The organism is Ramlibacter paludis (assembly GCF_022012305.1).
GTDB lineage: Bacteria > Pseudomonadota > Gammaproteobacteria > Burkholderiales > Burkholderiaceae_C > Ramlibacter > Ramlibacter paludis.
In genome coordinates, this window is the sequence record NZ_JAKLTM010000007.1 from 148917 (window position 1) to 161474 (window position 12558).

10 protein-coding genes and 1 pseudogene are annotated in these 12558 nt (G+C 69.1%); 4 read left to right on the forward strand and 7 right to left on the reverse strand.

The features are described from left to right. Positions 1–4: 4 nt before the first annotated feature. A complete protein-coding gene (mpl, locus tag LZ009_RS21300; protein WP_275699989.1) occupies positions 5–1384 on the forward strand; it encodes a UDP-N-acetylmuramate:L-alanyl-gamma-D-glutamyl-meso-diaminopimelate ligase in 1380 nt (459 codons plus the stop codon). 3 nt (positions 1385–1387) lie between these two features. Here the strand turns inward: mpl and LZ009_RS21305 are convergent, their stop codons facing one another. The 6 genes from LZ009_RS21305 to rodA form a co-directional block, all read right to left on the reverse strand. Next, complete coding sequence (locus tag LZ009_RS21305; protein ID WP_275699990.1) at positions 1388–2464, reverse strand: hypothetical protein; 1077 nt, start codon at positions 2462–2464, stop codon at positions 1388–1390. Between the two features lie 96 nt (positions 2465–2560). Continuing rightward, positions 2561–3682 carry a 3-deoxy-7-phosphoheptulonate synthase gene (locus tag LZ009_RS21310; RefSeq protein WP_275699991.1) on the reverse strand — a complete coding sequence of 374 codons (1122 nt, stop codon included), beginning with the start codon at positions 3680–3682 and terminating at the stop codon, positions 2561–2563. 219 nt (positions 3683–3901) lie between these two features. Next, entirely contained in the window at positions 3902–4465 is a 564-nt protein-coding gene (locus LZ009_RS21315) for a hypothetical protein (RefSeq protein ID WP_275699992.1), read from the reverse strand. A gap of 104 nt (positions 4466–4569) precedes the next feature. Beyond that, entirely contained in the window at positions 4570–6030 is a 1461-nt protein-coding gene (gene tldD / locus LZ009_RS21320) for a metalloprotease TldD (protein WP_275699993.1), read from the reverse strand. Then, positions 6027–6917, reverse strand: coding sequence for an NAD(P)-dependent oxidoreductase (locus tag LZ009_RS21325; RefSeq protein WP_275699994.1), 891 nt, complete (start codon positions 6915–6917; stop codon positions 6027–6029). Before LZ009_RS21325 ends, tldD begins: the two co-directional genes overlap by 4 nt. A gap of 4 nt (positions 6918–6921) precedes the next feature. After that, positions 6922–8076: a rod shape-determining protein RodA gene (gene rodA, locus LZ009_RS21330; RefSeq protein ID WP_275699995.1), complete on the reverse strand. Its 1155-nt coding sequence runs from the start codon at positions 8074–8076 to the stop codon at positions 6922–6924. Between the two features lie 71 nt (positions 8077–8147). On the opposite strand from rodA, the gene LZ009_RS21335 reads away from it, so the two are divergent. Further along, on the forward strand, positions 8148–8810 hold the full coding sequence (locus LZ009_RS21335; RefSeq protein WP_275699996.1) for a response regulator transcription factor: 663 nt from the start codon (positions 8148–8150) through the stop codon (positions 8808–8810). Positions 8811–8814: 4 nt separating this feature from the next. Here the strand turns inward: LZ009_RS21335 and LZ009_RS21340 are convergent, their stop codons facing one another. Continuing rightward, on the reverse strand, positions 8815–10170 hold the full coding sequence (locus LZ009_RS21340) for a sensor histidine kinase (protein WP_275699997.1): 1356 nt from the start codon (positions 10168–10170) through the stop codon (positions 8815–8817). A gap of 133 nt (positions 10171–10303) precedes the next feature. Between LZ009_RS21340 and LZ009_RS21345 the strand changes: the two genes are divergently transcribed. Both LZ009_RS21345 and LZ009_RS21350 read left to right on the forward strand, forming a co-directional pair. Then, a complete protein-coding gene (locus LZ009_RS21345; RefSeq protein ID WP_275699998.1) occupies positions 10304–10888 on the forward strand; it encodes a YqiA/YcfP family alpha/beta fold hydrolase in 585 nt (194 codons plus the stop codon). Between the two features lie 46 nt (positions 10889–10934). Then, positions 10935–12467, forward strand: a pseudogene (locus LZ009_RS21350) (ribonuclease catalytic domain-containing protein); the annotation flags it as partial. Positions 12468–12558: the final 91 nt, after the last annotated feature.

The window sequence follows — 12558 nt, forward strand, 5'->3', positions numbered from 1 at the left end:
CCCCATGCACATCCACATCCTCGGCATCTGCGGCACGTTCATGGGAGGGCTGGCCGCGCTCGCCCGCGAGGCGGGCCACAAGGTGACCGGCTGCGACGCCGGCGTCTATCCGCCCATGAGCGACCAGCTGCGCGCGCTCGGCATCGACCTCATCGAAGGCTTCGGCGTCGAGCAGCTGGCCCTCAAGCCCGACGTCTGGGTCGTCGGCAACGTCGTCTCGCGGGCCCGCCTTCCCGACGGCACGCCGCGCTATCCCCTGATGGAAGCCATCCTCGACCAGGGCCTGCGCTACACCAGCGGTCCGCAATGGCTGGCCGAGGAAGTGCTGCAAGGCCGCCACGTCCTGGCCGTCGCGGGCACCCACGGCAAGACGACCACGACCGCCATGCTCGCCTGGATCCTGGAACATGCCGGCCTGCAGCCCGGCTTCCTGGTCGGCGGCGTGCCGCTCAACTTCGGCGTCTCGGCGCGCCTGGGCAACGTCGCGCGGCCGCTCACGCCCTTCGTGATCGAGGCCGACGAATACGACACCGCCTTCTTCGACAAGCGCAGCAAGTTCGTGCACTACCGCCCGCGCACGGCGATCCTGAACAACCTGGAGTTCGACCACGCCGACATCTTCGACGACCTGGCGGCCATCGAGCGCCAGTTCCATCACCTGGTGCGCATCGTGCCCTCGACGGGACGGGTGGTGGTGAACGGGCTGGAGGAAAGCCTGGCGCGCGTGCTGCACCAGGGCTGCTGGAGCGAGGTGCGCAGCTTCGGCGCCGCCGTCAGCGACTTCCGCGCCGACGGCGAGCCGGGCCACTTCGAAGTGCTGGAGCAAGGCCACCGCGTGGCCACCGTGCACTGGGAAGTGGGCGGCGTGCACAACCAGCTGAACGCGCTGGCGGCGATCGCCGCGGCGCAGCACGTCGGCGTGACGCCGGCGGTGGCGGCGGCGGCACTGCGCGAATTCCGCAACGTCAAGCGGCGCATGGAAGTGCGCGGCGTGGCCGGCGGCGTGACGGTGTACGACGACTTCGCGCACCACCCCACCGCGATCCGCACGACGGTCGATGGCTTGCGCCGGCAGGTGGGCAAGCAGCGCATCCTTGCGGTGTTCGAGCCGCGCAGCAACACGATGAAGCTGGGCACGATGAAGGCGCAGCTGCCCTGGAGCCTGGAGCAGGCGGACCTCGCCTTCTGCCATGCGGGCGGCCTGGGCTGGGATCCGACCGAAGCCCTGCAGTCCATGGGTGGGCGCGTGCGCGTGGCGCGCGACATCCCGGAACTCGTCGAGCAGGTCCGCCAGGCTGCGCGGCCCGGGGATCACGTTCTTTGCATGAGCAACGGCGGCTTCGGCGGCATCCACGCCAAGCTGCTGGCGACCCTCGGGTCTTGACCTTCAGCCGCGGCCGAGTTCCGGCATCAGCGGCGCCGGCATCGTCTTGTCCATCACCAGCGGCGCCGGCGCCGTGCGGTCGTACTGGCCGGCGGCCGCGCCGCGCAAGGCCGCAGTGAACGCGGTCGGGTCCAGCTCCGACAGGAAAACGCTTCCCGCGGTGCCGGGGGTGGAATCCTCCACCGGCCGGCGCGCGCTGCTGCTTTCGGCGCGGCGGGGATTGGCGGTGATCGAACCCACCACGTACAGCGCAGCCAGGCACCGGGCGAGGGGTTCCTGCGCCAGGCCGGTGGCCTGCTGCAGCTGTTCGAAATCCAGTCCGGGCTGCGCCACCAGCTCGCGCAGCAGCAGCAGGTGGACGTCGCGCAGCTGCCGCTGCGGCAGCTTGGGCGGACGCCGGAAGTACAAGGGCTGCTGGCGGTAATGCGGCGGCAGCAGGTCACGCGTGGTGCGCAAGGCGTATTGCCACATCAGCTGCGACACGCTGGAGCGCGGGAAGCCGGCGGGAATCTTGACCGCGCCATGGTCGCGGATGCACCAGCTGGCATCGGCCAGGTCGGTTGCGCCCACGCCGGGCGCCACGGCGGCACCCAGCCGCAGGTCCACGACGGCCAGCAGGTCCGAGCCACGCAGGACCTCCCAGGATCCGGAGGACAAGGCCGGCTGCTGCTCCGCCAGGTTCGACGCCAGGCAGAACTGGGAGAGCATGTTCTGCAGCCAGTTGGCGAACTGGTTCAGCACGGCCACCGACTGCTGCAGGTTGGCGGCGTCGAAGGTGACGGCCGGCTGGAAGCCTTCGGTGCTCAGGGGCAAGGTGAAGCCCACCGGCCGGTCGACGTCGGCCAGCGCCAGCTGCACCGAGCGGCCCGACGGCACGCCCGGCTGCACGCGCAGGATCGCGCCGGGCAGCACCATGGTGCGGCTGCCTTCCAGCCACCACGCGTCGGCGTCCGGAAAGCTCGCGATCTGCCATTCCGCGCGCGCGGACCTGGCCAGCCGAATCACTTCGGCCGCCGCCCTCTGTTGTGCCTCGCTGAACCCCGCCAGTCCCAAGCGGAGTACAGGTACCTCGATCGTCATGTGTCCCTCTTGCCGGCACTTGGCCAGTGGACGCATGTTAGGACGAGTGTTTCAGGTTGTAAATACAGGTTACAGAATTAGGAACGGGAAAAAGTCTCAATTGCGCCTTGCGTGAACGGCTTGCGACAGTGACTCCAGCACGGCCAGCGACTCGTTCCAGCCGATGCAGCCGTCAGTAATACTCTTGCCGTACTCCAGGGCCTTCGGATCGTCCGCGCCGGGGGTGAATTTCTGGGCGCCCGCTTGCAGGTGGCTTTCCACCATCACGCCGAAGACCCGGCGTGAGCCGGCCGCGATCTGGCCGGCGATGTCGCGCGCCACGTCCACCTGCCGCTCCGGCTTCTTGGCGCTGTTGGCATGGCTGCAATCGACCATCAGCTTGGCCGTGAGTTTGGACGCCTCCAGTTCGCGGCAGGCGGCCTCCACGCTGTTCGCGTCGTAGTTGGGTTCCTTGCCGCCACGCAGGATCACGTGGCAGTCGCGGTTGCCGTTGGTCTGCACGATCGCGACCTGGCCGTTCTTGTGCACCGACAGGAAGTGGTGCGGACGCGCCGCCGCCTGGATGGCATCGGTGGCGATCCGGATGTTGCCGTCGGTGCCGTTCTTGAAGCCGATGGGCGCCGACAGCCCCGAGGCCAGTTCGCGGTGCACCTGGCTTTCGGTCGTGCGCGCACCGATGGCGCCCCAGGAGATCAGGTCGCCGATGTACTGCGGCGAGATCACGTCGAGGAACTCGCTGCCGGCCGGCAGCCCGAGCCGGTTGATCTCGATCAGCAGCTGGCGCGCGATGCGCAGGCCCTCGTCGATGCGGTAGCTCTCGTCCAGGTAGGGGTCGTTGATCAGGCCCTTCCAGCCGACCGTGGTGCGCGGCTTCTCGAAGTACACGCGCATCACGATCTCCAGCGTGCCGGCGTACTGGTCCCTGGCTTCCTTCAGCTTGCGCGCATAGGCCAGCGCCGCGTCCGGGTCGTGGATGGAGCACGGCCCGATCACCACCAGCAGCCGGTCGTCCGTGCCGGCCATGATGTCGTGGATCGCCCCGCGCGTGCGGCTGATCAGCGCCTCGACCGGCGTGCCGCGGATGGGGAAGAAGCGGATCAGGTGTTCGGGAGGCGGAAGCACGGTGATGTCCTTGATGCGTTCGTCGTCGGTCTGGCTCGTTTTGTCGACGGGGTGCGGATACCAGGCATCGGTGGCGGCGGTGGCTTTGGCGGTCATGACGGCTTCCGGGTGAAGTGGCAGGGGCAAAAAAAAACCGCCGGGGTTACCGGCGGTTGTTGGAGGGTCTGTTTGCGTTTCTTGCGGGTACGCTCAGATCTCTCTTCCGCCGGGGGCGCAGGAGAACCAAAAGTAGCCAAAAAAGAAACCGCGAACGGGACGCATGGATGCCAATCTATCACAGTTGGTGCGGCGCACCAAGAATCGCGTGCGGCTGTCTCAGAGCCGCAACTTGTGCCACCACTGCAGGGCGCGCTCGCGCTGCGGCTCGTCGAGCCCGCCGAGAGCGGACGCTTCCTCGCCCTGGTCGTCTTCGAGCCAGCGCTCGTACATGTCGATCAGCAGCATCCCCTCGCCCAGGGTACGCCAGGCCACCAGGGCGAAATCTTCCGGGGTGACGGTGAGGCGGTCGCCCCAGGGCTCGACATCCAGCAGCCACTGGCCGATCAGCACGCGGAAGTTGTTCAGGGCGTTCAGGTAGCCGGCGTATTCATAGAGCCCGCGCCAGCTGAGCCCCAGGTTCACCACGAAGTTGCGGTGGTCGCGCAGCACGGTCAGCATGTCCATCAGCGCGGGTGCGACGGCGTCGCGGCGGCGGTCGCGCCGCAGGCCCGAGATCACCGACTCCACCCGCGCGGCGAGCTCGGTCATGCTCTCGGAAAAGATGCGGCTGTCCTCGTCGGCCACCGCCTGGCGCAGGAAGTTGCTCAAGCCGTCGAACGTGTTGATGCTCGGCAGGTTGGTCAGCGGATCGATCGGCAGGCGCGAGGGAATGGTGTCCATGGAGGCGCAAGTATTACCGCCACGGCTGAGCCTGGATAGGGCCGCCCCCTAGGGCAAGCCCTTGCGAGCGTGAACTGCGCCCGCTTTCGCCGGCTGGCGACGCCTCAGGCCGTGCCGCCGACGGTCAGGCCGTCGATGCGCAGCGTCGGCTGGCCGACGCCCACCGGCACGCTCTGGCCTTCCTTGCCGCAGGTGCCCACGCCGGTGTCGAGCTTCATGTCGTTGCCGATCATGCTCACGCGCGTCAGCGCATCGGGGCCGTTGCCGACGATGGTGCCGCCCTTCACCGGGTACTGGATCTTGCCGTTCTCCACCCAGTAGGCTTCGCTCGCCGAGAACACGAACTTGCCCGAGGTTATGTCGACCTGGCCGCCGCCGAAGTTGGTGGCGTACAGGCCCTTCTTGATGCTGGCCACGATCTCCTGCGGATCCTTGTCGCCGCCCAGCATGTAGGTGTTGGTCATGCGCGGCATCGGGATGTGCGCATAGCTCTCGCGCCGGCCGTTGCCGGTGGGCTTGACGCCCATCAGGCGCGCATTCATCGAGTCCTGGATGTAGCCGCGCAGGATGCCGTCCTCGATCAGCACGTTGCGCTGGCTCGGGTTGCCTTCGTCGTCGACGTTCAGCGAGCCGCGGCGGTCTTCGATGGTGCCGTCGTCCAGCACGGTCACGCCCTTGGCCGCCACCCGCTTGCCCACCTTGCCGGAGAAGGCGCTGGAGCCCTTGCGGTTGAAGTCGCCTTCCAGGCCGTGGCCCACCGCTTCGTGCAGCAGGATGCCGGGCCAGCCCGGGCCGAGCACCACGGTCATCTCGCCGGCCGGGGCCGGGCGCGCTTCCAGGTTGGTCAGCGCCGCCTTGACGGCGTCGTCGACGTAGCTTTGCAGCTGCTCGTCGCTGAAGTAGGCCAGGCCGAAGCGGCCGCCGCCGCCGCCGGAACCCATCTCGCGGCGGCCGTTCTGTTCGGCGATCACGGTCACCGACAGGCGCACCAGCGGCCGCACGTCGGCCGCCATCGTGCCGTCGGCGCGCGCGACCAGCACCACGTCGTATTCGCTGGCGAGGCCCGCCATCACCTGCTGCACACGCGGGTCCTTGGCGCGGGCCATGCCTTCGACGCGGCCCAGCAGTTCGACTTTCGCCGTGCTGTCGAGGGTGGCGATGGGGTCCACACCCTGGTACAGCGAGCGGCTGCCGGCCACGCGCGGAGCCGTCACCTTCACCTTGCCGCCCTTCGCCGCCGACGCGATGGTCCGCACCGTGCGCGCCGCATCCAGCAGCGAGGCTTGCGAGATGTCGTCGGAATAGGCAAAGGCCGTCTTCTCGCCGCTCACCGCGCGCACGCCCACGCCCTGGTCGATGCTGAAGCTGCCGGTCTTGACGATGCCCTCTTCCAGGCTCCAGCCTTCGCTGCGCGTGTACTGGAAGTAGAGGTCGGCGTCGTCCACCTTGTGCGCCCGGATCTCGGCCAGCGCCTGCGTCAGGTGGCTCTCGTCGAGTCCGAAGGGTTCGAGCAGGAGCGACCTGGCGATGGCCAGGCGCTCGATCGTGGGTTCGCGGGAAATCATCGGCCCATTGTAGGCCGCGGGTCGGAAAGCAGCTGGAACAGGGCCGCATCGTCCAGGTCGCGCAGGCCGGCTTGCACGGCGCGCTCGAAGACGGCGTGCGCGGCCGGGCCGAGCGGGCCCTCGAAACCGGCCGCGCGGGCCGCTTCCAGGGCCAGGCGCGTGTCCTTGTGCAGCAGGCTCACATGGGCGCGCGGCGCGTAGTCGCCGGCAATGGCGCGCCGAAGGCGGTCGCTGCCGATCCAGCTCTGGCCGCTGGACTGCTCGATGACGTCCAGCGTGCGGTCCAGGTCCAGCCCCAGGCGCTGGGCCAGTGCCATCACTTCGGCGGCGCCGGCGAGGTTGATGCCCGCCAGCAGGTTGTTGACCAGCTTGGTGCGGCCGCCGTCACCCGGCCGCGGGCCGACCCGGAACACCTTGTGGCTCAGCGTTTCGATCAATGCGCGCTGCTCCCCGAAGGCAGCGTCGCTGCAAGCCACCATCAGGCTCATGCTGCCGTCGCGGGCGCGCGCGGGGCCGCCGGACATGGGGGCATCGATCGCCGCCAGGCCTTGCGCCGCCAGTCGGGCCGCGAACCGTTCGACGTCCTGCGGCGCGATCGTCGGGCACAGCAGGACCGCGGCGCCGGCCGGCAAGGCGCCCGCCGCTCCTTGCGCCCCGAACAGCACTTCGTCGACCTGCGCCGCATCGACCACGCACACGATCAAGGCCTGCGCATCGCGCGCCGCGTCCGCAGGCGTCGCGGCGCTACGGGCGCCTTGCGCCACCAACGCGTCTACGCGCGCGGCGACGAGGTCGCAGGCCTGCACCTGCCAGCCGCATTCCAGCAGCCGCGCCGCCATGGCGCCGCCCATGTTGCCGACGCCGATGCAGCCGACGGTGCCCGCCATGGCGCTAGCTCTGCACCAGGCGCTTGGACTTGGCGATCGACATCAGGATGCCCAGCCCCAGCCCCAGCGTCACCATCGCGGTGCCGCCATAGCTGATGAAGGGCAGCGGCACGCCCACCACCGGCAGGATGCCGCTCACCATGCCCATGTTCACGAAGGCATAGGTGAAGAAGATCATCGTGATCGCCCCGGCCAGCAGGCGCGAGAACAGCGTCGATGCCTCCAGCGCGATGGCCAGTCCGCGCAGCACCAGGAACAGGAAGCTGATGATCAGGAAGATGTTGCCCACCAGGCCGAACTCTTCCGAATAGGCGGCGAAGATGAAGTCGGTGGTGCGTTCCGGGATGAACTCCAGGTGCGTCTGCGTCCCTTGCATGAAGCCCTTGCCCAGCAGGCCGCCGGAGCCGATGGCGATCATGCCCTGGATGATGTGGAAGCCCTTGCCGAGCGGATCCTTCGAAGGGTCCAGCAAGGTGCAGATGCGCTGCTGCTGGTAGTCGTGCAGGATCGGCCAGCGGAATCCGTCGGCGCACAAATGGCCTTCGAAGCCGACCACCAGGCCGACCACCACCAGCCCCAGCACCACCGGCGGGATGATCAGCTTCCACGACAGGCCGGCGAAGAAGATCACCGACATGCCGGCGGTCAGCACCAGCACCGAGGTGCCCAGGTCCGGCTGCTTCATGATCAGGCCGACGGGAAGCGCCAGCAGCAGGCCCGCCACGACGAAGTCCAGCGCGCGCAACTGGCCCTCGCGTTTCTGGAACCACCAGGCCAGCATCAGCGGCATGGCGATCTTCAGGATCTCGCTGGGCTGGATCACCACGCCCACGTTCACCCAGCGCTTGGCGCCCTTCTTGGTGATGCCGAACACGGCCACCGCCACCAGCAGCGCCACCCCCGCGATGTAGAGGGGCACCGCGAAGCTCGCGAGCCGCTGCGGCGGCACCTGCGCCACCACGAACATGATGGCGCCGGCCAGCAGCATGTTGCGGCCGTGGTCGATGAAGCGGGTGCCATGGTCGAAGCCGGACGAGTACATCGTCAGCATGCCGGCACACGCCAGCAGGAAGACCGCGAAGGCCAGCGGGCCATCGAAGCCCTGGAGCATGGGCGCCATGCGCTGGCGGAGATTGGGTTTGTCGAAGACTGCGGCCATGGCAAATTATCGCCCTCCTCCAAATGGCCGTTCGCTTTAGCTCCGGCCGCACTGCTACCATGGCCCCGCCCATGAACATCTTCGTCGTCGACGACCACCCCCTGTACCGCCGCGGCGTGGCCTACACGCTGCAGAGCTCGGGGCAGGACATCCACGTGGACGAGTTCCCGGTGGTCGACGCGGCGCTGGCCCGGATGGACGAGGGCCAGCAGGCCGACCTGATGATCCTGGACCTGCAGATGCCCGGCTACAGCGGCATCGACTCGCTCAACGCCGTACGGGCGCGCCGGCCGGAAGTGCCGGTGCTGGTGTTGTCGGCCAACGACGACCCCTCGGTCGTCCGCGACTGCATCGACCGCGGCGCCTTCGGCTTCGTGCCCAAGTCGGCGTCCAGCGAGCAGTTCAACGCCGCGCTGGCCCTGGTGCTGTCCGGCGGCGTCTACCTGCCGGCCACCAGCCTGAGCGTGGGCAAGCCGGCCAGCAAGGCGCAGCAGGACGCCTGGTCGCGTCTCGGGGCCCGCCTGACCGAGCGCCAGCGCCAGGTGCTGGTCGGCATCGTGCAAGGCAAACCCAACAAGGTGATCGCGCGCGACCTCGGCCTGTCCGACACCACCGTCAAGTCGCACGTGGCGCACATCCTCGACGCCCTGGTGGTCTCCAACCGCACCGAGGCCGTCTATGCCCTCGCGCGTGCCGGCCTGAGCCTGCGCGACCTGGAGACGGCCGCGCCCTAGCGGCTCAAGCGTTCGCGTCCAGCGACGCCGTGTCGCGCAACCGCTCCACCGACGGATCGGCCGAGTCCTGGGCATCCACCTGCGCCAGGGCGAGCCGCACGCTCACCCGCGTGCCCTGGCCCGGCGCCGAATCCAGCTGCAGGCGCGCATCCATCAGGTCGCAGATGTGGCGCGAGATGGCCAACCCGAGGCCGATGCCCTCGGCCTCCGCGACACTCGCCGAAGGCCCGCGGTAGAAGGCATTGCAGGCCTGGGCGAGTTCATCGGCCTGCATGCCCACGCCTTCGTCGGTGACCGAGATTTCCACCTCGCCCGGCCCCGGCGCGACCTGCAGCACGATGGTGCCGCGCAGCGAGTATTTCCAGGCGTTGTCGAGGAAGTTGCGCAGCAGGCGCTCCAGCAGCACCGGGTCGGCGGAAACGCTGGGCGGCGCATGCATCTCCAGCCGGAACTTCAGGCCCTTGGCCGCGCACTTCTCCGCATAGCCGGTCACGGCGGCGGCGACCATCCGGTCCAGTTGCACCGGCCGCAGCACCGCCTTCATGGTGCCGGCGTCGATCTGCGCGAAGTCGACGAGGTGGCGGAACATCGTGTCGATCGACTCGCCGGTGCGGCCGATCTGCAGCGCCATCGCATCGCGGCGCGCGGGATCGGTCGACTTGCGCAGGATGTCCGTCAGGAAGACCAGCGCCTGCACCGGCTGGCGCAGGTCGTGGCTGGCAGCGCCCAGGAAGCGCGTGCGCGCCCGCTGCGCCTCGGCCTGGCGGTCCAGCGCCTGCCGCAGCTGCGCCACCAGCGAGGCGTTCTGCTCCGCCGCCGCCACGGTGTCGCGCAGCTGGCGCTGCACGCCCTGGGCCAGCTTGACCAGCAGGCGCCCGCCCAGCAGCAGGCTGATGGCGATCACGACCAGCTCGGTCTCCTCGACGTGGGGCGTCCAGGCCACCCAGATCAGGAGGAAGCAGGTGACGAGGTAGGCGACGTACACCTTCGGCATGGCCGACAGCACCGAGACGGCCACGGAAACCCAGCCGATCATGATCATGCTGAGGACGCCGACTTCCGCCACCGACAGGTAGTCGGAAAACAGGGCCACGGACAGCGGCGTCAGGACCCCGGTGAAGGCGCCCACCAGGGCGATGGGGCGCAGGGCCTCCCGCGTGGGCCCGTACTGGCGCACCACCCAGTCGAAAAAGGGGCCGCGCAAGGCCATGGCCAAGGCAAAGGCCAGGTACCAGGCGAGATAGCGCGTCCAGCCGGTGGCGGGGACATAGATGAAGCCGATCAGGGCGCCCATCACGACGGCCGTCATCGATCCCGCGCGTGCCTGCGCGAGGATCATGGCGACGCTGCGCCGGGTCAATTCATCCGAAGCTGGCGCCTCGGCTGCTCTGGACTCCCACACGAAAATGCCCTCGGTATTGTTTCTGTTCTTGGAACGAGTTTCGCCGAGATCGGCGGCGCCCACAATCCTCCGGCCCTCTACCATCCGAGGGATGACGACCACGCATTTGCTCTACCTGCACGGCTTTCGCTCGTCGCCGCGCTCCTTCAAGGCGCAGCGCATGGCCGAGTCGGTGCGGCAGCGCCATCCTTCGGTGCACTGGTGGTGCCCGCAGCTGCCGCCCTCGCCGCGCGCGGCCATGGACCTCCTGCGCGACGGCACGCGCGACTGGCCGCGCGAGCGGATGGCCGTGGTCGGCTCGTCCCTCGGCGGCTTCTATGCGACCTGCGTCGCCGAAGACACGGGCTGCCGCGCCGTGCTGCTGAACCCGGCGGTGGATCCGGCGCGCGACCTCGCCAAGTACATCGGCGAGCAGACCGCCTGGCACGACCCGCAGGAGCACTTCTACTTTGCCCCGGAATACGTCGGGGAACTGCGGGCGCTGGAGCGTGGCCCGGTGGCGCACCCCGAGCGCTATTTCGCCATCATCGCCAAGGGCGACGAGGTGCTGCACTGGCGTGAAATGACCGGCCGCTACCCCGGCGTGCACACCCGCCTGCTCGAAGGCAGCGACCACGCGATCTCGGAGTTCGACGAGCACATCGACGCGGTGCTGGCCTTCCTGAAACTGGCCTGACGGCTCGCGCGCGGCCGGTCCGCACCCGCATGGGACAATCCACCCCATGTTCGCGTTGTTTGAAGAAGCCGGGAAGTTCCAGGCGGGCCGGGTGCTGTCGGAGGCCGAATCCTCGTCCCAGGTGGAGCTGGAAAGCGGCAAGCGGGTCAAGGTGAAGGCCGCCAACATCCTGCTCAAGTTCGAGAAGCCCAGTCCCGCCGAGCTGCTGCGGGACGCGCAGGCGCTTGCCCCCAGCATCGAGCTGGACCTGGCCTGGGAATTCGCGCCCGAGGAGGAATTCGGCTTTGCCGACCTCGCGCGCGACTATTTCAGCGCCAACGCCAGCCTGGTGCAGCAGACGGCCGCGCTGTTGCGCCTGTTCGAGGCGCCGCACTATTTCCGCCGCGCCGGCAAGGGCCGCTTCCGCAAGGCGTCCGCCGAGATCCTGCAGCAGGCGCTGGCCGGCATCGAGAAGAAAAAGCAGCTGCAGGCGCAGATCGCCGCCTGGGCCGCCGAGCTGGCCGCCGGCAGCTGCCCGCCGGCCATCCGCGACCAGCTGTACAAGATCCTGTTCAAGCCGGACAAGAACGCGCCCGAGTACAAGGCCGTGGTCGAAGCCTCGCGCAACACGCAGACGGCGCCGCTGGCGCTGCTGCAGAAGGCTGGCGCGATCACCTCGCCCTACCAGTTCCACTGGAAGCGCTTCCTGCTGGAGCACTTCCCCAAGGGCACCGGCTTCCCGCCCGTCACCGCCCCGGCGATCAAGGACGACCTGCCGCTCGCCGGCGTGCAGGCCTTCTCGGTGGACGACTCCAGCACCACCGAGATCGACGACGCGCTCTCGGTGCAGGGCCTGGGCACCGGCACCGTGACGGTCGGCGTGCACATCGCCGCGCCGGGCCTCGCCGTGCAGGCCGGCACGCCGCTGGACAACCTGGCGCGCCAGCGCCTGTCCACGGTCTACATGCCGGGCTACAAGATCACGATGCTGCCGGACGACGTGGTGCAGGCCTACACCCTGCTCGAAGGGCGCGACTGTCCCGCCGTGTCGCTCTACGTGCAGTTCGACGAAGCCACGCTGGAAGTGAAGGCCCACGAGACGCGCCTGGAGCGGGTGCCGATCGCCGCCAACCTGCGGCACGACCAGCTCGATGCGCACCTCGACGAAGCCTGGCTGGAAGACGCTTCGCTCGAGCGCCCCGACGTGCCCGCGCCGGCCGCGCGCTTTCGCAGCGAGCTCTCCTTCCTGTTCCGCCTGGCGAAGCAGCTGAAGGCGCAGCGCGAAGTGGTTCGCGGCAAGCCCGAGACCTTCAACCGGCCCGACTACAACTTCCGCCTCCCCGACGCGGGCGCGGGCGAACCGGGCGGCGACGAAACGGTGGAGATCACCGTGCGCCGCCGCGGCGCGCCGCTGGACCTGATCGTGGCCGAGGCCATGATCCTCGCCAACAGCACCTGGGGCCTGTGGCTCGCCGACGTCGGCGTCCCGGCCATCTACCGCAGCCAGGCCAGCCTGGCGCCCGGCGTGAAGGTGCGCATGGGCACCAAGGTCGCGCCGCACGCGGGCATCGGCGTCAAGGCCTATGCCTGGAGCACCTCGCCGCTGCGCCGCTACACCGACCTGGTCAACCAGTGGCAGATCATCGCTGCCGCCCGCCACGGCCGCACCGCGGCGCTGGCCGCGCCCTTCA